12 protein-coding genes are annotated in these 20,162 nt (G+C 63.8%); 10 read left to right on the plus strand and 2 right to left on the minus strand.

From position 1 onward, the window contains the following. Positions 1-21: 21 nt before the first annotated feature. The 7 genes from BZF61_RS12520 (at position 22) to BZF61_RS12550 (ending at position 9,473) form a co-directional block, all read left to right on the plus strand. Positions 22-828 carry a quinoprotein dehydrogenase-associated SoxYZ-like carrier gene (locus BZF61_RS12520; protein WP_086619688.1) on the plus strand — a complete coding sequence of 269 codons (807 nt, stop codon included), beginning with the start codon at positions 22-24 and terminating at the stop codon, positions 826-828. Beyond that, on the plus strand, positions 825-1,766 hold the full coding sequence (locus BZF61_RS12525) for a quinoprotein relay system zinc metallohydrolase 1 (RefSeq protein ID WP_086619690.1): 942 nt from the start codon (positions 825-827) through the stop codon (positions 1,764-1,766). The genes BZF61_RS12520 and BZF61_RS12525 overlap by 4 nt, the downstream gene beginning before the upstream one ends. Positions 1,767-1,896: 130 nt before the next feature. Continuing rightward, on the plus strand, positions 1,897-3,330 hold the full coding sequence (locus BZF61_RS12530) for a porin family protein (protein WP_086619692.1): 1,434 nt from the start codon (positions 1,897-1,899) through the stop codon (positions 3,328-3,330). A 54-nt stretch (positions 3,331-3,384) separates the two neighbouring features. Further along, complete coding sequence (locus BZF61_RS12535) at positions 3,385-3,930, plus strand: cytochrome b (protein ID WP_086619694.1); 546 nt, start codon at positions 3,385-3,387, stop codon at positions 3,928-3,930. Between the two features lie 37 nt (positions 3,931-3,967). Further along, a complete protein-coding gene (locus BZF61_RS12540; RefSeq protein ID WP_086619695.1) occupies positions 3,968-6,001 on the plus strand; it encodes a TonB-dependent receptor in 2,034 nt (677 codons plus the stop codon). A gap of 172 nt (positions 6,002-6,173) precedes the next feature. Beyond that, the gene (locus tag BZF61_RS12545; RefSeq protein ID WP_086619697.1) at positions 6,174-8,195 is read left to right on the plus strand and encodes a site-specific integrase; all 2,022 of its coding nucleotides are present in this window, start codon (positions 6,174-6,176) and stop codon (positions 8,193-8,195) included. A gap of 168 nt (positions 8,196-8,363) precedes the next feature. Next, complete coding sequence (locus BZF61_RS12550) at positions 8,364-9,473, plus strand: Fic family protein (RefSeq protein ID WP_086619699.1); 1,110 nt, start codon at positions 8,364-8,366, stop codon at positions 9,471-9,473. 371 nt (positions 9,474-9,844) lie between these two features. Here the strand turns inward: BZF61_RS12550 and BZF61_RS12555 are convergent, their stop codons facing one another. Both BZF61_RS12555 and BZF61_RS15910 read right to left on the minus strand, forming a co-directional pair. Next, positions 9,845-10,750 carry a DUF429 domain-containing protein gene (locus tag BZF61_RS12555; protein ID WP_086619701.1) on the minus strand — a complete coding sequence of 302 codons (906 nt, stop codon included), beginning with the start codon at positions 10,748-10,750 and terminating at the stop codon, positions 9,845-9,847. Between the two features lie 25 nt (positions 10,751-10,775). Next, positions 10,776-11,528, minus strand: coding sequence for a hypothetical protein (locus BZF61_RS15910; protein ID WP_211276777.1), 753 nt, complete (start codon positions 11,526-11,528; stop codon positions 10,776-10,778). Positions 11,529-11,826: 298 nt separating this feature from the next. Here BZF61_RS15910 and BZF61_RS12565 point away from each other — a divergent pair, with 298 nt between their 5' ends. The 3 genes from BZF61_RS12565 to BZF61_RS12575 all read left to right on the plus strand — a co-directional run bounded on the left by BZF61_RS12565 (position 11,827) and on the right by BZF61_RS12575 (position 19,979). Next, positions 11,827-12,417, plus strand: a complete 591-nt coding sequence (locus tag BZF61_RS12565; RefSeq protein ID WP_245804625.1) for a HEPN domain-containing protein — start codon at positions 11,827-11,829, stop codon at positions 12,415-12,417. A 40-nt stretch (positions 12,418-12,457) separates the two neighbouring features. Next, positions 12,458-13,933 carry a DUF2779 domain-containing protein gene (locus BZF61_RS12570; RefSeq protein ID WP_086619703.1) on the plus strand — a complete coding sequence of 492 codons (1,476 nt, stop codon included), beginning with the start codon at positions 12,458-12,460 and terminating at the stop codon, positions 13,931-13,933. A gap of 202 nt (positions 13,934-14,135) precedes the next feature. Further along, entirely contained in the window at positions 14,136-19,979 is a 5,844-nt protein-coding gene (locus BZF61_RS12575; protein ID WP_086619704.1) for a DUF4011 domain-containing protein, read from the plus strand. Positions 19,980-20,162 lie beyond the last annotated feature (183 nt).

Here is a 20,162-nt window from a genome sequence, read left to right on the forward strand (position 1 = left end):
GGGAATACATTGTCCATTGGTATGATACGGTCCTTGCTCAGCCTTGCCCTCGGCGCCTCGGCGCTGGCCACCCCGGCCGCCGCCCTGGCCGAACCGCTGCCGGCCGACCCACTCGGCTCACCGATGTGGGAATATCATGCGGGCAAGCTGTTTGCCGGCGCGCCGGTCGTGTTCGATCCGCGGGTGATGGTGGCGCTGCCGATGCTGACGGAGAACCAGCATGTCATGCCCGTCACGGTTGATGCCCGCGCGCTCAACGAGGTGAAGCGGATCGTGATCTTTGCCGATCTCAATCCGATCCCGGTCGCGGTCGAATATACGCCGCTGGCCGCCCATGCCTTCATCGCCACCCGCATCAAGCTCGACCAGCGCACCCCGGTGCGCGCGGCGGTGCTGACTGCAGACGGGGTGTGGCATGTCGCGGGCGGGTGGGTCGATGCGGCCGGGGGCGGGTGCTCGGCCCCGCCGGTCAGCCGGGTGCGTGGCGATTGGGCCGATCATCTGGGCGAGCTGCGCGGGGCGGTGTGGCAGGGCGCGGATGCCATCCGGGTGCGGATGAGCCTGCGCCACCCGATGGACACGGGCCTGGTCGAGAACATTCCGGCCTACAATCTCGAACAGCTGACCGTCTCCGACGCGCACGGCACGCCGCTGGCGCGGCTGGTGGTGCATGGTTCGGTGAGCGAGGATCCCGTCTTTACCCTCATGCTTGCCCCCGCCGCCAAGGGCGAACTGGCAGTGAGCGGGCGCGACACCGGCGGGCTGGAATTCGGCGGGCGCCTCTTGCCCACGAGCGGCACGAGGATCGCCGCCGCGGTCGCGCGATGATCGCGCGTCGGGGGGTCTTGCTGGGGGCGCTGGCGCTTCCGGTGATCGCCCGCGCGCAGGGCTTTGCCGGCGCCTATGCGCCCGCGGCCATCGCCATCGGTGAAGGCATCTGGTTGGTGCCGGGCGCGGATGAGGCGCTGGAACCGTCCAATGGCGGCGCGATCGCCAACAGCGTGATCATGGCCAGCGATGCGGGCGCCATCGTCGTCGATAGCGGGCCTTCGCTCGGCTTCGGGAAGGCTCTCGCGGCCCTGGCCGAGCAGCTGACAGGCAAGGCGCCGGCGCGCGTCTATATCACCCACCTCCACCCCGATCACAGTTTCGGCAGCGCAGCCTTTGCGCGGGCCGAGATCCATTCTCTGCCCGCCACCCGTACCGATCTGGAGCGTGACGGGGCGGGGTTTTCAGACGCGATGTACCGATTGCTGCAGGGCTGGATGGCAGGCACCGAACTAATCCTGCCCCAGCCTGCTGCGGCTGACGGCGTGGTCACCTTCGGCGGGCGCAGGCTGCGCCTGATGGCGCTGTCCGGGCACAGTGCGGGCGATCTGGCGATCCTTGACGAAGCGAGCGGGACATTGATCGCAGGCGACCTGGTGTTCCACAACCGCGCACCGACCACGCCCCATGCCGATCTGCCCGCATGGCACGCCGCGCTCGCTCGCCTTGCCGCCACGCCGCACCGCCAATGCGTGCCCGGCCATGGCCCGCTCGACCGGGGCAGCACCGCCATTGCCCAGACCGGCGATTGGCTGCGCTGGCTGGAGGACAGTCTGCGCGAAGCGGTCGGCAGCGGGCTCGACATGGCCGAAGCGGCCAACCTGCCGATCCCGGCGCGCTTTGCGGACATGGCGATGGCGCGTTACGAGCTGACCCGGTCGGTCTCGCATCTCTACCCACGTTTCGAGGCCGAACTGCTGCCGCGCATCGACGGTTAGAGCGCCTTTTCCCGACCGGACGTTAGACCAAGGAACGAGAACCAAAGTCCAATTCCCCCAAGCCGCGCCGAGGCGCAGCATTCCCCTGCCCGCGAGGGTCGGCACGAGAAAACAACAGGAGGGGAAGGATATGAAATCCCGTTATCTGCTGCGCGCAGCAGCGGCCGCACTTGCCTTGGGAGCGCTGAGCGCGCCCGCTCACGCGCAAGCCACTGCTACCCAGCAACTGCTCCAGCGCTTGCACGAAAAGGGCATTCTCACCGACGAGGAATATGCCCAGTTGATGGCCGAAACCAACGCCGCTCCGGCCCCGGCACCCGCTCCGGCCTCGCCGCAGGCCGCTGCCCAGGATACCGCCGCAGCCGCGCTCGACATGAGCCGGGTGGTCAAGATGACCGACAAGGGCATCGGACTGGAAGTCGGCCCGGCGACGATCAAGTTCTCCGGCTCGATCAATGCCTACTATGTCAACGACAATCCCCAGGCCGCTGGTCCGAACACCGCGGTGGGGGGCGGGATCGCCTCGGTCGGCGGGGACAGTGCCAACGCGGTGCGCAACGGCCTCCTGCCCGGCTATCTGCTGATCGACGTGACGAGCAAGCAGGCCGGGCTGGATATCGGGGCGCATTTCGGGATGTATCCGGGGATCAACTCTGCCAAATGGGGCGCCCTGGGGGCCAACAACGGCGGCCAGCCGACCGCGCTGGCGACCGCCGGTATCGACTTCCGCCAGGTCTATCTCACCATCGGCGGCGCGTTCGGCACGGTGAAGATGGGGCGCGATATCGGGCTGTTCAGCTCCGAGGCGATCCTCAACGATATCACCTTGCTTGCCGCAGGCCCTCCGGGCGGCAATGTCGCGCCCGGCAACACAACGCTGGGGCGGATCGGATCGGGCTATATCTACACCGATTTCCAGCCGCAGATCACCTATACCTCGCCCAAGTTCGGCGGCTTCCAGGCATCGATCGGGGTATTCCAGCCGCTGCAGTCGCTGACCGCTCCGGCGCAGACCAACACCGCGCCCGGCTTTCAGGGGAAGGTCACCTTCGACCAGAGCTTCGCGGATGATGCGAGCTTGCGGCTGTGGGCTTCGGGCGTGACCCAGAAGCACCGGACCATCGGTGCGGGCACCGGAGGCCTCGTGTCCTACACCGGGCGCGGCATGGATGTGGGCGGCAAGCTGACGGTCGGCCCGATCAGCGCGGTCGCCAACTGGTACACCGCCAAGGGTCTCGGCACGACGGTGCTCAACCTGCTCGACACCGACGCGAACGGCAATCCGCGCAGCAGCGATGGTTTCTACCTTCAGGCGCTTGCCACCTTTGGCAAGGTCTCGGTCGGCGGGAGCTACGGCGAGAGCAATCTTGATCTCACCGCCTTCGAGACTGCCGCAGGCAACACGCTGGTACGCCGCAATTCAAGCTATGTCGGCCAGGTCCGCTACGGGCTGACCGACTGGGTCACGCTGCTCGCCGAATATACCAAGGCGATGAGCAAGGCCCATGGCGGCAATGAGGCGGATAGCGACAGCATCGCGCTGGGGGCGATCCTTTTCTTCTGATCGCCAGCAGGTTATCGCGTTCGATGAATCGCACCTGAGCCGGAAACCTGCCCCATGCCAACGACTGCCCGCCCCGATATCGCCGCTGCCGAACGATACAATCGTGTCGCCCGGCTGCTGCACTGGATCATCGCCGTGCTGATCATCGGCAATCTCGCGGGCGGGCTGTTGCATGATGCGCTGGAGGACGTGATCAACCTCATGCCGCTGCACAAGGCGAGCGGGATGACGGTGCTGGCCCTGTCGCTGGTGCGGATCGCGTGGCGCTTCACCTGGCGCGCTCCGCCCCATCCTGCGGGGATGAGCGGGCTGGAAGTGCTCGCCGCCAAGGCCACCCATATGCTGTTCTACGTCCTGATGCTGGCGATGCCGGTGACGGGCTGGATCATGGCCTCGGCGGGCAAGTATCCGCTCTCGTGGTTCGGCCTGTTCGATCTGCCCAAGCTGCCGGTGACCCGCGGGTCTGCCCTCTATGAAATTGGGCATGAGGGCCACGAGCTGCTCGGCTGGATCTTGCTGGCGCTGGTGGTCCTCCATGTCGGCGCGGCGCTGCGGCACCATTTCATCCTAAAGGACAATGTCTTGCGGCGGATGGCCTGATAGCCAAGCCGGCCAAGCACGATATGAAAGTTTTGCAATGACCCTGAAGCCCGGCCTTGCCGCCAGCACCATTGCCCTGATGCTCGCCGCGCCCCTCGCCGCGCAAGAGGCCGATAATGCGGTCATAGAGGGCGAAGGCGAAACCGCAGAGGCGATCATCGTCACGGGCAAGGGGCTGGATCCGGCACTCTCGACCGGGATCTATGCCACCACCATCCTCGAGCGCGAAACGATCATCGCCGCGCCCTCGGGCCGGATCGAGGATGTGCTCCGCAATGTCGCCGGCTTCCAGCAGTTCCGCCGTTCGGATAGCCGTTCGGCCAACCCCAGCGCGCAAGGGGTGACGCTGCGCGCGCTCGGCGGCAACGCCACCAGCCGCGCGCTGGTGCTGCTCGACGGGGTGCCGATCGCCGATCCCTTTTTCGGCTATATCCCGCTCTCGGCGATCGCGCCTGAGACGCTCGGCACGATCCGGGTGACACGGGGCGGCGGGGCGGGGCCATTCGGAGCGGGGGCGCTGGCCGGCACGATCGAGTTGGAAAGTGCCGTACCCGGCTCCACCGGCGGCTTCCTCGCCAGCGCCGCCATCAACGACCGTGCCGAGACCGAGGCGAGCGGGATGGTGACCGCGCGGCTCGGGCGCGGCTTCGCCACGGCGAGCGGTCGCTGGGATCGCGGGCAGGGGTTCTTCACCACGCCTGCCGACCAGCGCGTGCCCGCCACCGCGCGGGCCGCCTTCGACAGCTGGAGCACTGCCCTGCGTGCGGTCGCGCCGCTGACCGACAGCGTCGAGCTGCAGGCCCGTGTTGGCGCCTTCCGCGACACTCGCACGCTGCGCTTCGTGGGCGCAGATTCCTTCAGCGAAGGGCAAGAGGCTTCGATCCGTCTGGTCGGCCGCGGTGCCTGGAAGTTCGATGCGCTGGCCTATGTGCAGGCGCGCGACTTCGGCAATGTCGTGATCTCCGCGACCCGCTTCACCCCGACGCTCGACCAGCGACGCACCCCATCCACCGGGATCGGCGGCAAGTTCGAGCTGCGCCCGCCGCTTGCCGAGGGCCACGACATCCGCATCGGCATGGATTACCGCCGCGCCGATGGCGAGCTTCAGGAGGAGGCGATCAACGCGGTCACCGGCCGCATCACCCAGCGCCGCCGCGCGGGCGGGGTGACCAGCAATCTTGGCCTTTTCCTAGAGGATGACTGGCAGATCGGCCCGCTGATCATCAACGGTGGCCTGCGCGCCGATCGCACCGGCATCAGCGACGGGTTCTTCAAAGCGGTCGATGCCAGCGGCGTGCCGGTGAGCAATCTCATCGCGCCCGATCGCAGCGACTGGACCGTGAACTGGCGTGCAGGCGCCTTGTTCTATGCCACCCGCCGCCTCGAACTGCGCGCGGCCGCCTATACCGGGATCCGCCTTCCCACGCTCAATGAACTCTACCGCCCCTTTGTGGTGTTTCCGGTGACGACCCAGGCCAATGCCGATCTCGTCAACGAACGCCTGCAAGGCTTCGAGATCGGGTTCGACTGGCAGCCGGTCAATGCACTGGTGGTCTCGGTCACGGCCTTCGACAACGAGGTGAAGGACGCGATCGCCAATGTCACCATCACCCCGACCCTGCGGCGGCGGGCGAACCTGCCCGCGATCGAAGCGCGCGGGATCGAGGCGAGCGTAGCGGCGAAGCTGGGGACGATCAGCCTCGATGGGTCGCTGGCGTGGACCGATGCCGAGGTTGCGGCTCCGGGCACGGCGCTGGACGGCAACCGTCCAGCGCAGACGCCGAAGTTTGCCGGCACCCTGACGCTCGGCTGGCGGCCCGCCGAAGGCTGGCAGGTGGCCGCTACGCTGCGCCATGTCGCCGCGCAGTTCGAGGATGATCTCGAAAGCGACGTGTTGCCCGCCGTGACAACGCTCGACGCGTTCATCGCTGCGCCGCTGTGGGGCAAGCTGTCGCTGATCGCACGCGCCGAGAACCTCACCGACGAGGCGATCGTCACCCGCAACCAGGGCGGATCGATCGATCTCGGCGTGCCGCGCACCTTCTGGTTCGGCCTGCGCTACGGGTTCTGAGCCTGGCAAAGCCGCTTGCGGCTGATGGCATGAGGACGTTCTGGCTGGGGCGGAAGGACCCCCAGCCAGAAATGATCCAAATAACTGAAATAACGCGTTTCTTGCAACCGCATCCGGCCAAAGCACCACAACAGGGTGCCACGGCAGGGTGCCACGGCAGGAGACCACGGCCATGTGCAGCATCCAGAACGTTACCCGCAAGGAGGGGACCTATTACTTCCGCAGACTCATACGTTTAGGAGCCGATAAGCCTTTTCGGCTACGCTTCTCGCTCAAGACCACCAGCCGGAAGCGGGCAGCGCTGCTCGCCCCGGCTATGACCCTGATCTGCGAGCGCCTCGCGATGAATATGACCGCCAAGATTGCGACCGACGGACTGACCTCCCCGCAGCGTGCGGAGATTTTCCGTCGCCAGATGCTGGTCGAACGCGACCGGCTCGAGGTCATGCATGCCCAGCTTCACATCCTCCCGCCCGAGGATCACGAGGACATCGACCAGGCGCTCTCGCTCCGGCTGGGCGCGAGCGAGCTGGCGGCGATGGACGGGGTCACCAAGGGCAAGGTCGAGGACTTCCTCGTCGCCCGCATCGACCCTGATGCCGATGATGAGCCGATCGTCGTCATGGCCTGGTCGGATCTTGCCGCATCGATCGCACAGGAAGGCGCCGAAGACGCCGCGATCGCCCGGCTGGCCGAGATCGGCGTGGAACAATCGGCGCTGCGCGAGGCGATGGCCCGCAAGGTCGTCAATCAAGCGCGCGCCGCAGCGATCCAGGAGTTTCGGACGACGCTCACCAATCCCGGTGCTGCCTACGCGCCGGTCCCTGTGGCCGGTTACGAGCAACTGGCGCAGCCCACGTCATACGCTGCCACACCGAAGACATCGCAAGCGCAGGCGGCCCCTGTTGTTGCGGGGCCTTGGGCGACTATGACGCCCACCGAAGCGGTCGAAAAGTTCTTCGAGCACAACCCACGCACGGGCGGCAAGGATGGAACAGCGCGCCGGAAGAGCGGTGAACCTTGGACAAACAAAACCCGTGAGCAGTTCAAGCTGCCAGCGCTGCTGCTTGAGCAGGTGATGCATGGCCAGCCGTTGGCCATGGTCACCCATGACCATCTCGTTCAGCTCAACACCTGCTTCGAGAACCTCCATGGTCCCTCGTTTCGCAAGTCACCCAAGCACCGAGAGATGACGATCTGGGAAATCGTCGCCGAAACCGAAGAGCGCGTGCGGCGGGGTGAGAAGGCCATTGCCAAGGCCGCGAAGAGTAAAGTGCAGAACGAAGCCGTTGAACTGCCTGCCGGAGCGTTGACCAAGGATCAGCTCGGCCTTGGCCTCAGCACGACCAACCGCCATTGGGGGTTCCTGCGCCAGCTCACCACCTGGTTCGCAAAGCACCATCCGCTCAGTCCGCTGGACTACAGCGCATTCATCGAAAACGATGATCGCGATGCCCGCGAACAGCGCGACCCCTATACCGAAGAACAGGGCCGCATGCTGTTCAACCTGCCGCCATGGACAGGGTCAAAATCCCTGGCCCGCCGAATGCAGCCGGGTGACCTTCTCGTCCACAGCGCGTGGTATTTTGTGCCCCTGATCGGCTGGTATACCGGCATGCGGCGCGAGGAGATTTGCGGCCTCATGCTGGATGATATCGAGGTGGTCGATGGCCATTGGCAGTTCAACGTCCGGCCGACAGAAATCCGGCGCCTCAAGACGATTACCTCGGCCCGCAAATTGCCCTTCGCGAGCGAGCTGGTCCGCCTAGGGCTTCCGGACTACGTCAAGGCGCTGCGCGCGGCTGGCGAGACCATGCTGTTTCCCGAATTGGTGGCCGAGAGCGGGAAGGGCACTATGGGTGATGCCTACTACAAGAACATCTGGACCAAGATCGCGGCCGCCTTGCCATTCCTGAAGACCGGGCAGGCGACGCATTCCTTCCGCCATACGGTCATCAACAGCATGAAGGGGGAGGGTTTCTCAGCCGAAATCCGGGCTGATTTCGCTGGTCAGAAGCTCTCGACTGAGACCGAAGGCCGGTATTCGAAGGCCCACATGAAGCTTCTGCGAGAAGCCGCCAAGGCAATCCCCAACGTCACCGACCACCTTGAGCCATTTCCGGTCACGCTGCTTCCTGCCCGCCTGCGTGCGCCGCGAAAGGCGAGAACATCCAAGCAGCCAAAGCCGGCCTGAGGCATAAGGTGTAAGGAGCAGCGCTCGACCGCCTCGCCCACACCGGGCTGTCGGCGGCAGCAGAATGTCTGCGGAGAATAGCAACAGCATTCTCCGCATATTCTGCAGAGATTGGCATTGCCTTTGCGGAGAATATGGCGCATAATCTCCGCAGAAAGTGCGGGGATTATGCCGACCTATATCTATCAGCTTAGCGAATGGCCGAACTTCACCTGGGACAGCAGCGCTGTCGCGGAGCTCCTGGCGAAAGCTTCCCGGCGACAGGGGCGTCTCATTGGCCGAATGGAGTCGCTTGGCTTCCCGCTGCGCGAAGAAGCGGTGCTGCGCACACTGACACAGGACGTTCTCAAATCCTCCGAGATCGAGGGCGAAATTCTTGATGCCGATCAGGTGCGCTCGTCAATTGCACGCAGACTTGGTCTGGACATCGGCGCTCTGACCCCCGCTGATCGGCATGTCGAGGGCGTCGTCGAGATGATGCTCGATGCGACACAGAACTACGATCAGCCGCTCACGCAAGAGCGGCTGTTTGGTTGGCATGCGGCACTCTTTCCGACCGGCTATAGTGGCATGAGCAAGATCATCGCCGGCAACTGGCGCGATGACCGCGCGGGCCCGATGCAGGTCGTCTCGGGTCCCATAGGCCGCGAGAGGGTTCACTTCGAAGCGGTGCCTGCGGAACAAGTCCCTGACGCGATGAAGGCCTTTCTCGCGTGGTTCAACGAAGGTCCAACCATCGACCCTGTTCTCGCGGCGGCGGTCTCGCATCTCTGGTTCGTCACCATTCACCCCTTCGAGGACGGAAATGGTCGTTGTGCGCGGGCCATAGCCGATATGGCCCTGGCGCGTTCGGAAGGCACGCGGCAGCGTTTCTACTCCATGTCCGCTCAAATCCGCCTCGAGCGCAAGGCCTACTACGAGATGCTGGAGCGCACCCAGAAAGGTGGCCTCGACATCACTGCATGGCTTATGTGGTTTCTCGACTGTTTGAACCGGGCCTTTGATGGTGCCGAGGTCACACTTTCAGCGGTCTTGCGGAAGGCAACCTTCTGGGACACCCATGTAGTCCAGGTCTTCAATGATCGTCAGCGTCGGATCCTGAACATGCTGCTCGATGGATTTGAGGGTAAACTCAACTCGTCGAAATACGCCAAGATCACGAAGGTCTCGCAGGATACCGCCACCCGTGACCTGAACGATCTCGTTGCCAAAGGTGTGCTGCACAAAGACCCAGCCGGCGGCCGGAGCACGAGTTACTCATTGCCAGAGCGTGATTGAAGCGCGGTTGACCGTTGGAGCACGATCAGAATAATCTCCGACCAATTTCCCCGGCTGACGGAAAACGGCGGAATTGCGTAGCGCCAACGGGCTGAGATGGCGAAATTGGTCGGGACGAGAGGATTCCCAACCAATTTTTTCGGTCACTCAGCGGTCGAGTTCCAAGCCACTGCAATCCGTTGAATTTTCCGGATGACGACCTTCCTGAATCAATCGCGGGCCAGCGTCAAGTGCACAATCTGTGGCACAATTTGTGGCACAGTCTGTGCTCGCTGGATCGGTCCTGAGCATCCATCGATTGGCAAGAATCGGGCGCAGGGCTGACTGCCGATTCTTGCCGCCTTGCGGCCCTTTTCTGGCAAGCCTAACGCCTAGATGATCTTGGCGAGGTATGGATCGTCCAGCATGTTGTCATGCCAGACCTCGCGCAGCATTTCTGCCCGAGCGGAGTAGGGGCTCTTCGGCAGCAATGTGCGCGATTGAATGACGGGGTCCGCTTTCGGGACCCAGATGGCCGACTTGTCGTCACCGGCGAGAGGCTGTGCCCCGCCATCAAGCGCACGGATGGCGCAGATGCAGCAGATGATCGCATCGATCATGTCCTCCTGCGCCTTCAGCTGTGCCATGCTGAGCTCGAAACCGGTGCAGAAGCTTTCCGCGCCTGGCAAATAGGCTTCGAGCACCGTCCCGATGGAGCTCCATTCACCTGACAGTAGGATACGGCGATGTTCGGGGGAGAGTTTTGGCCAGTAGGATCGGATTTTGCCGACCTTGTAAGGCAGGCGCTTGGGTTCGTCGCAAAGCTCAACCAGCGCCGGGTGGGGATAGACCTCGATCAGGCCGGGCGTGGTGATCTCACTGACGCACAGGTCATATCCCGCCTCCGCAAAGCCTTGTCGCATACGATCGCTGATCGCACCGGGTCGCGAGCTACTGGGACTATGCGCCGCACACCACCTGGCTCCATAAGCCCGCGACAGAGCATCGTCTGACGCGCGTCTCCCTGTGATGGGTTCGAGAGCCATCGGCATGTCGATCGCGACTAGATCGGGCAGGCTTCCCGCTAGCCCGCGGGCGGCTGCGAGCAGATCGTTAGCCGGACCGACACCTCCCGACGGTTTTTCGGGTGACGGCTGCCCATAAGCCTCGGCGAGAAAGTGAGCGACAGAGGGCCAAGCCCCCTGAAGCCGCCAGCCGTTCGCGTCTTCGACCGCCAGGGCCACGCCGGAGGCGTTTCTTTCCGTCCAGGCTGCATCGATGCCGAGAACTGATCTCATCGACTTGTTCCTCCCTGAAGGATTGTCACGCCGCCTGCGTCAGAGGCTCGAGCCCTTCGAAAAACACCTCTGCGCCATGTCCGCGCCAGAGCGGTCCTTCCGGGTCATCGGCCGACGCGAAGCTCACCGAGGCGAAGTGGCCGCGCCTGCTCATATGCGCCACGTTACGCTCAATGGCCTTGAGGTTGGCCGGTGGCTCGGCTTGCCGCTCGGGAAAGCGGGCCGCGCGCACCACCACCCATTCCGGCCCCTTTGCCATGTCCGCCACAAACCAGATGTTCGGGTCGACCTGCGGGTTCGAATGCGATGACATGATCTCGCAGCCGCGTTGCTTGAGGTCGTTCCTCACGACCTGCACGGCGAAATCGAGCAGCTCCCAATCGGTCATGGCGACGGGGTCGTCGGTGACGAGCATCGAGGGATTGATGCGCTTGCCGTCGCGCAGATCGATCATTCCCCAGCCCGGACGATCAGGTTCCCAGCCCCGCAAGGTCCGGCGCATCGGCATGAGACAGGGATAGCCATTCCAGCCTTCGGCTACGGATAGCAGGCCTTCGCGATTGCCCGGAACCTCGGCCCGTTCCTCAACGTCCTCGACGCGGATGAAGAACACCTGGTTGCCGAGCCGGAAAGAGAGGTGTTCGAGAAAGGGCGGACGCGGATCGACCTTAAGCCAGCTTTCGAGGCCGTCCTGAAAGAAGCTCTGGATGTGATTACCGGCCGCCTGCCACATAGCGAGAAAGTCGCGCGAGGGTTCGGCCATCGTGATTTCGTGCATCAGGAATGATCTCCGGGGAATCGGTCTGTGCCGATGCGGAAAGGGCATTGGATCATGGCTGCGACAAATCCGGTCGTTTGGTTTCAGCTGCTCTCGGCCATCTTGGATGCGCTATAAGGAAGCATCTGGTAACAAGAGATAAATCTTGTCGGAGATACCCTTCTGCCGCAATGAGAGAGCCTATGCCGACCACCGACCCGCTCCACCCTGACCGCCTCAAGGACAAGCAGCGCGCGCTACGCGACGGCTTTGCCTTGTGCCGCTCACCTTGCGGGTTCACCGCGCGCTCAGCTGGCTCATGCGCGCGCATCGCGAGGAGGATGATCTCGATACCCGCTTCATCCACCTGTGGATCGGCTTGAACGCCGCCTATGCCGGCGATCTCGAGCGTGCGCTGGAGGAGGATGAGGGTGAAGGGCGCCGACCCGGCGCTGCGGGCGAGCGGCAGCGTTTCGAGGAATTCTTCCGGATGCTGGTGCAGCTCGACGGCGAGGGGCGGGTCTACAAGGCGTTATGGACACGCTTCCCACAGGAAATCCGCATCCTTCTCGACAACCGCTACGTCTTCGCGCCGTTCTGGAAACATCACGCGGGTCAGGCCGGCGGTGGTGGCTGGGAGATCAGCTTCGAGGCCGCCAAGCGCGCGGCCAATGCCGCGTTGGCGGCGGGCGATACACCGGTCGTTCTCTCGATCCTGTTCGACCGCCTCTATGTCCTGCGCAACCAGTTGCTGCACGGCGGGGCGACCTGGAACAGCGCCGCCAACCGGTCACAGGTGCGTGACGGGGCAGCGATCCTCGGCCACCTGCTGCCGCTGTTCATCGACCTGATGATGGACAACCCGGACGAGGAGTGGGCGATGCCGCTCTACCCGGTGATCGAGGATTGAACGACCATTTCTGTCGTGATGGGGTTGTAAGAATCGCGGCATGACGCAAACACGCACCCGCCGTTTCGGCCTTTCCAAATCGAAAATCACCGCCTTCGAGCAATGCCCCAAGCGCCTGTGGCTTGCCACGCATCGCCCCGAACTCGCCGAGCAGGACGCCGGCGCCGAGGCGCGCTTTGCGACCGGCAATGATGTGGGGGCGATCGCCTGCGCCCTCCATCCGGGCGGGTTCATGGTCGATGCGCCGAACCTGACGGCAGCGCTGGCAACGACCGCCTCGCTTATCGCAGGGGGTCATCCGGGACCAATCTTCGAGGCGACTTTCGAACACGACGGCGTGCTGGTGCGGGTCGATGTGCTCGAAAGGCTCGAAGGCGGAAGATGGGCGGCGGCCGAGGTCAAGAGCTCTGGTTCGGTCAAGGACTACCACCGCGGCGATCTGGCAACGCAGGTCTGGGTGCTGCGCGAGGCAGGGATCAATCTGCAACGCGCCAGCATCCGCCACATCGACACTAGCTTCGTGCTGACGCGCGTGGGTGATTACGCCGGGCTGTTCGCCGATGCCGATCTGCTCCGCGAGTTGGAGGACATCGTCGCCACGCGCCCCGCGATCGTCGCCGAGGCGCGGGCCGTGCTCGCAGGCGCAGAACCCGAGCGCGACATGGGAGACCATTGCACCTCGCCATTCCCATGCGAGTTTGCCGGCTATTGCAGCCGACATTTGCCGCCGGCACCGGAATGGCCGGTGACGGTGCTGCCCAATGGCGGAGGCAAGCGCTGGCTTGAAAACGGCATCGCGGACCTGCTCGATTTGGCCGAGGCCGATCTCAACGATCGCCATGCCCGCATCCTCGCTGCGACGCGCGACGGCAAGCCGTTTCACGATCCCGAAGGCGCGCGCCGGGCGATGGAGCAGTGGGGCTGGCCGCGCGCCTGGCTCGACTTCGAGACGATTGCTCCGGCGATCCCGCGCTGGATCGGCACGCGTCCCTATCAGCAGATCCCGTTCCAGTTCTCGCTCCATCTCGAACGGCGCGGTGGACGCATGACGCACCACGAATTCCTGAGCTGCGACGGCAGCGACCCGCGGCGGCCTTGCGCCGAAGCGCTGGTAGAGCACATCCCGGAGGGCGCGACGATCATCGCCTATAACGCGGCGTTCGAGCGGCGGGTGCTGCGTGACCTTGCGGCGGCCTTTCCCGATCTGGCCGGGCGTCTTGAGGCCATGGCCGAGGCGGTCGTCGATCTCCTGCCGGTCGCGCGCAATCACTGGTATCACCGCGACCAGCGCGGCAGCTGGTCGATCAAGGCGGTGCTGCCGACCATCGCTGCCGAACTCGATTACGGCGCGCTCGAAGTGAAGGACGGGATCGACGCCCAGGCCGCCTGGTTCGAAGCCGCCGACCCAGCGTGCGACCCCCTGCGCCGCGAGGCCCTGGAAGAGGCGATGAAGGCCTATTGCGCGCGCGACACCTGGGCGATGGTCGCCGTCGCGCGCGCCCTCGCTGGCGGATGAAGCGATGCACATTCACTTGCAAGGGCGCGCCGACCGAAGCTGGCTTTCATGACACTCCGCGGGAGCCCCTAAGGTCAGGCGCGGGTTGCTGGACCATTGATTTTTATGGCGCATCTTATCAAAGCACCCGCGGACCGCCGACGTCAGGCAACCAGCCTTCGGCGAAATCAGGATCATCGATATCACAAGGGGTAATGCGTAAATGGCTCGGCCGTTCTTTAACAAGACGACCGATGAGTTGCGGTCTTTCGTCGAACGCAACAAGAACAATGCAGCCGAGTTGAAGCTCGTGAAGTCTGAATTGCGCCATCGCAAGACACTTGCGGCCAAGGATCTCGCGAGGCGAGTCGACAAGCTTCTTGTTGGCGAAGCCGCGAAGCCGGCGAAGCCATCGGCTAGAGCGACAATCAAATCCTCTTCGCGCCTTCATCCGTCATCTTCCGTGCACGCCGAGAATCGGACGTGCGACGGTGCGGCACCCGCCGCTCTTCCTGCGGACGAACCTCAGATATCGAAGGAGCAAGGTGAAATGACCGACGAGCAACGCCAGATACTGCAGGAAGTGGCCGCGCTCCGGACCAGGCTTATCGATCTCGGCAAGCGAAATCCATTGATCTCGTTTCGTCACGGCAGCCGATCGGCGAGCCACATTAGGATCGTCGATGAGCGACCCGACCTGCTGTTTGAAGCCTTGCAGCGGGGCCCTTTGGGGTTCGAGCCACTACCGGACGAAGACGTTGTCCCCAAGGATGAACAGACCGACGCGTTCCAGATCGCCTACGAGCTAGCCCGCCTTACCGATGCAGACTTCCTCGCGGCAACCGCAAGTCTTGGCGACGACGAGGCCGATGCCCGCGCCTGGCAGGTTGCCGAGCGAAGCCTGCGGCAATCCGTCCGGCTCAAGCTCGGCTTGCCCAAGCTCGAATATGGCAAGGCTCTGGACGTCCGCGCCCTCGCTCAGGCACATGGCTTCGACCCTTCGTTCGACTTGCGCGGATCGGATGACGAGGACGTGGCTGAACACCACAATGACGATCGGATCCGCGTGCTGCTCACCGCCAAGGAGCTCGAGAAGCGCACGAAGGGGATCTACGAGAAGTATCGGATGCACGAGCGGGAGACCGGGCTCCACACGCTCTACCTGTGCCTTGGTTTCGTCCAGTGGTTCGAAGATGAGGCATCGGATATTGTCCACCACGCTCCAGCGTTGATGTTGCAAGTCAGGCTTGAGCAGCGCGTTTCCCGGGGTCGGTATGAGCACAAGCTGTCGATCGGAGATGAGGGGCTCGAGGTCAACGTTGCCCTCCAGGAGAAGATGCGACAGCATTGGGGGCTGGAAGCACCGCAACTGCGCGAGAATGAAACGCCGGAGTCCTACTTCGTGCGCCTCAACAGCGTTCTGGAGCAGGGCCGGCGGCTTAGCCTGCGAAGGTTTGCAACCATCGCGGTGCTGCCCTTTCCTCGCATGGTCCTGTGGAAAGATCTCGACCCATCCGCATGGGGTGAGGAGGCCTTTGGCAGGCACCCGCTGTTGCCCGGACTGCTGAGCGCCCATTCCTTTGCCGACGACCCTGCGCCGCTCGATGCGCCAGACATCGATGCAGAACCCATCGCCAGCACCGCTCCGCCGCTCATTCAACCCGCCGACGCATCGCAGCATGCGGCTCTTATCGACGTGGCCGAGGGCAAGTCACTGGCCATCGAGGGCCCTCCGGGAACGGGGAAGTCACAGACGATCACGAACATGATCGCCGGCGCATTGAAGGACGGCAAGCGTGTGCTGTTCGTGGCCGAAAAGCAGGCCGCGCTTTCCGTCGTTGCCAGCCGGTTGCGCAAAGCAGGGTTCGGTCCCCTGCTCCTGGAACTGCACGGCGATACGGCGAAGCGCGACACCGTTTATCAAGGGCTTCGAGAGCGGTTTGCGGCGAAGCCTTCAGCCGATCCCGCAAAGCTGGCCGAGGCACGCTCGGAACTGGCGCGGAAGCGGGACATGATCCGGCGCTACATTTCCCTGATCCGCGAACCGCTCGGTAGTCTGGGGCGCAATGCCTACCAGCTCGTCTGGCGCGAGATCAGGCTGCGCAAGTTACTCCCCGAGGGGGCTGCGGCCCTGTGCGATCGTTGGCTGCCCGAGGATGTGACAACTCTCGACTACCCGGCGCTGAAGGATAATCGGTCTGTTCTCGAAAGCTTCGCTCGCGCGCTTGCCGATTTGCGCGGCTCGAACGCCGAGACGCTTTGGCAGAAAGCTGAAAGGCTCAGCCCGTTCGATCAACGCACGGAGCTTGCCGCCGCATCGGCAGCCGCGCAGGTGGCAGTGAGGATCGCGTCGCTTCAGGATAGCTTTGCGGCGCTCGGTCTCGCCCTGCCGGGACCTCGCGCTGGTCTGGATGCCGCCTTATTGCAAACCGGCGGTTTGCGCCTTCCCGAAGATCCCCGTCCTGCGGTGTTCAAGGCCGCACTCCGCGAGCCGGAGCGTTCGAGGGAGCTGATCGGCGCATCCCGCGCTTGGCAGCAGATTTATGCCGACCTGATCGCGGATGTGACGGAACCGGCGCGAGCTACGTTCGATGATGTTGCGGCGCTGGCCGAAAGCCTCGCGTCATTCGAACAGGTTCCAGCGACGCTCGCCAGCGCCAGGTCCCTGTTGGCTGACATCTGCGACGTCGAACAGGCTTGTCGGTCGACACAAGCCGACCTTGCCGAACTTGCGGGCCAATTGCATTGGCCTCAGACCCTGCTCACGCCGCAGGTCCGCGCCGTGGTCGAGGTCGTCGACCTGTTGTCGCAGCTTCCAGCTGTCAATGCAGCGCTGGTGAGCGAGTTGTTGCTGGATCCCGTCTCCCGTGCCGCTCTCGAGCGGGAGGCGGCAGCGGCCCGGGCAATCGTTGCCGAAAAGCAGGAACTGACGAGCCTGCTGCTGCCGGAAGCACTCGAGGCTGATCCGGCCGAACTCTCGGCTATGGCCGATACCCTCGAGCAGGCGGGGGTCGTCGAACGGCTGTTCGGTTCCGAATTCAAGGCTGTCCAGCGCCGCATGAGAGCCTGGTCGAGGGAGGAGATCGCCCGCCAACAGGCGATTGAACTGCTCCGCCGTGCCGCACGGCACTTGCGGCGCGAGCGGACTTTCGCCGCTGAGAGCCAGGCGAAGTCGCTTTTCCCGGCCCTCCTGTGGCAGGGTGCGGAGTCGGGCTTTGCTGCGGCACTGGATGTGGCGAATGTCCTCGACGACAGCATGGTGCGCCTGCGTGAAGCGGAAGCGGCCGATGTCCTTGCCAACTGGGTAAGGCTCGGGTCGTCCGATCGTGTCCGATTGGGCGATCTCGCGCGAAAGGTGGCACCTGCACTCCAGGCTGCCTGCGCCATCGGTCACGATGCGGTTCCGGCCCTGGAGCTGGACCAGGCGATCGAGCGACGCCGCGTCGGGATGCAGCGTCTCGTCGCCTCACTGGAGAATGTGGGCGCGCAAAACGACGGGATGATCGTCCGCGACGGCGAGGATATCGCCGTCCGGCTTGGCCGGTTGCTTGAGGCAAAGCAGAGCTTCGATCGTGTCGCTCAGCACGACGCATTCGCCTGGGTCGGTTCTGTGGGTGATGATCTGCAACCGCTGGTGGATGCCCTGGGCTGCGCCGAAAGCCTCGGAGGTGCCGATGCTCCGCTCGCGATCCACTCGGTTGCATGTATCGCGGAGGACCCGCGGTTCCTGTTGCAGCGACTTATGGAAGTGGCAACGGAGCTGGCGCAGGCGCAAGCCGATTGGAATTCGGCCAGCGGAGCATTCGCCTCAGCCACCGGCATCGACGCGTCGCTTCTAGCAAATGACTGGCGGAATTTGTCCTCCCGTCTCGAAGAACTTGGTGCCGACTCAGAAGGCGCACGTGCCGTCGCGGAACTGCTGAAGTATCGCGGCAGCGTCAGGGCAGCGGGCCTCGATCCGCTTGCGACATTTGCCATGGCCGCAGAGGTCTCTAGTGAAGCCCTTCCCGACCTTTACGAGTGGATGGTCGTGCGGTCTCTCTTGCGTGAGTATCTCGGAGGGGCCGGCGAGGAATTGGGGCGGTTGGGGGGGCTCTCCCTGGAAAGTGCGCGCGCCGCATTCGCTGCGATCGATGAACAGCTGCAAAGTCTCGAGGCTGCATCGATCGTTGCGGATCGTTTGCGCGACAAGGCACCCTGGGGGGTCGATAAAGGCAGGGTCGGCGATTTCACCGAAGGTGCGCTTATAAATCACGAGCTGGGTCTTCGCCAATCGCGCACGTCGCTGCGCGATGTCACCCATCGTGCGGCGAGAGCGCTGCAGGCGCTGAAGCCGGTCTGGATGATGTCTCCGACATCCGCCGCGCAATACATCCGGCCGAACAGCGTTGTCTTTGATCTTCTGGTCATCGACGAGGCGTCCCAGATGCGGCCCGAGTTCGCCGTGAGCGCGATCATGCGCGCACAGCAGGTTGTCGTCGTGGGTGACGCCAACCAGCTGCCGCCTAGCGATTTCTTCGCTTCCGGCATGACGGACGAGGATGACGGCGACGACCTGTCGGCGACCGCGGATTCCGAAAGCATCCTTGATCTTGCAAACCAGCGGCTCCGGCGGAAGCGGCGCCTGCGTTGGCATTACCGTTCGCAGCATGAGGCGCTGATCAACTTTTCCAACCGGGAGTTCTACGAACGCGACCTGATCGTCTTCCCCAGCCCGACGACCGACGACGAGCTTCTGGGCGTCAAGTGCGAGTATGTTGGCGGCACCTATGAGGCTTCGATCAACCAGCAGGAGGCGCAGGCCGTGATCGAAGAGGCCTATCGCTTGATGTGCGCCTACCCCGACCATTCACTCGGCATCGCGACCATGAACATCAAGCAGGCCGAATTGATCCGCGCCGAGTTCGACCGTCTCATGCTCGAACGCCCTGAGGTGCGGGAATACATGCAATACCACGCGGGCGGCATCGAGGAGTTCTTCGTGAAGAACCTCGAGAACGTGCAAGGCGATGAACGCGATATCATTCTGATCTCGACCGTCTACGGCCCGGATAAGAATGGGGTTGTCATGCAGCGCTTCGGCCCCCTCACCCAGCAGGTGGGGTGGCGCAGGCTGAATGTCCTTATCACGCGTGCCAAGCTCTCTACGCGGGTCTTCACCTCGCTCAAGCCGTCCGACATCAAGATCACCGAAAAGTCCGGCCGAGGCGTGATCGCGCTCAAGTCATATCTGACCTATGCCATGAACGGCGCAAGGGTCGACGACGATCTCGGCGGTGAGCCGGACAGTGATTTCGAAGTGTTGGTCGCCGAGAAGCTTCGTAGCCACGGTTATGAGGTCGTGGGGCAAGTCGGGGTCGAGGGGTTCCGCATCGACCTCGGCGTGCGGCATCCCGACTATCCCCTCGGCTTCATCGCCGGGGTCGAATGCGACGGGGCGCGGTGGCACACCGGACTGAGCGTGCGAGACCGCGATCGCATTCGTCAGACCATCCTGGAGAATATGGGGTGGCGCATCCACCGCATATGGTCGACCGACTGGTTTGCGAACCCGGACCGCGAGATGGCCAAGCTTCTGGAGAAGCTCGAGCATTGGCGATTTCAGGCGATGGCGGCTTACGAAAAGCGACCCAGGACGCAGTCGATCGCTGAGATCTCCGAAGAGGATCAGGAACTGGCTTCGACCCCGCCCGAACCTTCAGCAAGGTCCTGCGCAGTCGCTCCGATCAGCAGTCAACCGTCGGCCGTGCCCGACAGGATCGACTCCGAGAGTGACGATGACGAGCCGTTGGGCAAGGCGATGCGCCCGCTCGACGGCATCGAGTGGTTCGAATTGGCCCCCGGCAAGCGCTATGCTGTCGTGATCGATGGTGAACGCGCGGGCACCGTGGAAGTCGTATCGCGGGCGCTCGCTGCTCCGCGGCTTTACGGTGGCGCGCTTGCAGTCCCTAAGTCGGAATTCGATGGTTGGGTCCGACGGACCGGCGAGCGCTTCAGAATGCACGACATCTACGCAACGGTGAGGGAGGTAGCGCGCAGAGCAAAGCAAGTCCGCCAATCGGCTTGAGACACAAAGTTTTGCCATCGCTCCGAGCTTTCGGCGATCAAATTGCGTGCACCGGCGCATCAGCACTTCTCTGCCTGAAGCAAGCTTTGAAAAACATCAATTTCCTGTCTTCGAGGTGTTCCGGAGGATTGGCATTGCTGGATCAGGCTGATGACCGTTTTTGTCGCATGTGCGCTCTAGCAG

Source organism: Erythrobacter tepidarius (genome assembly GCF_002155695.1).
In the GTDB taxonomy this organism is placed as follows: Bacteria; Pseudomonadota; Alphaproteobacteria; order Sphingomonadales; family Sphingomonadaceae; genus Erythrobacter; species Erythrobacter tepidarius.

Excerpts from the sequence above, each read along its gene's own strand:
- BZF61_RS12525 (WP_086619690.1), top strand. The coding sequence starts at position 825 with ATGATCGCGCGTCGGGGGGTCTTGCTGGGGGCGCTGGCGCTTCCGGTG.
- BZF61_RS12555 (WP_086619701.1), bottom strand. The coding sequence starts at position 10,750 with ATGAGATCAGTTCTCGGCATCGATGCAGCCTGGACGGAAAGAAACGCC.
- BZF61_RS12540 (WP_086619695.1), top strand. The coding sequence starts at position 3,968 with ATGACCCTGAAGCCCGGCCTTGCCGCCAGCACCATTGCCCTGATGCTC.
- BZF61_RS15910 (WP_211276777.1), bottom strand. The coding sequence starts at position 11,528 with ATGCACGAAATCACGATGGCCGAACCCTCGCGCGACTTTCTCGCTATG.
- BZF61_RS12535 (WP_086619694.1), top strand. The coding sequence starts at position 3,385 with ATGCCAACGACTGCCCGCCCCGATATCGCCGCTGCCGAACGATACAAT.
- BZF61_RS12575 (WP_086619704.1), top strand. The coding sequence starts at position 14,136 with ATGGCTCGGCCGTTCTTTAACAAGACGACCGATGAGTTGCGGTCTTTC.
- BZF61_RS12530 (WP_086619692.1), top strand. The coding sequence starts at position 1,897 with ATGAAATCCCGTTATCTGCTGCGCGCAGCAGCGGCCGCACTTGCCTTG.
- BZF61_RS12550 (WP_086619699.1), top strand. The coding sequence starts at position 8,364 with ATGCCGACCTATATCTATCAGCTTAGCGAATGGCCGAACTTCACCTGG.
- BZF61_RS12545 (WP_086619697.1), top strand. The coding sequence starts at position 6,174 with ATGTGCAGCATCCAGAACGTTACCCGCAAGGAGGGGACCTATTACTTC.
- BZF61_RS12565 (WP_245804625.1), top strand. The coding sequence starts at position 11,827 with ATGCGCGCGCATCGCGAGGAGGATGATCTCGATACCCGCTTCATCCAC.
- BZF61_RS12570 (WP_086619703.1), top strand. The coding sequence starts at position 12,458 with ATGACGCAAACACGCACCCGCCGTTTCGGCCTTTCCAAATCGAAAATC.
- BZF61_RS12520 (WP_086619688.1), top strand. The coding sequence starts at position 22 with ATGATACGGTCCTTGCTCAGCCTTGCCCTCGGCGCCTCGGCGCTGGCC.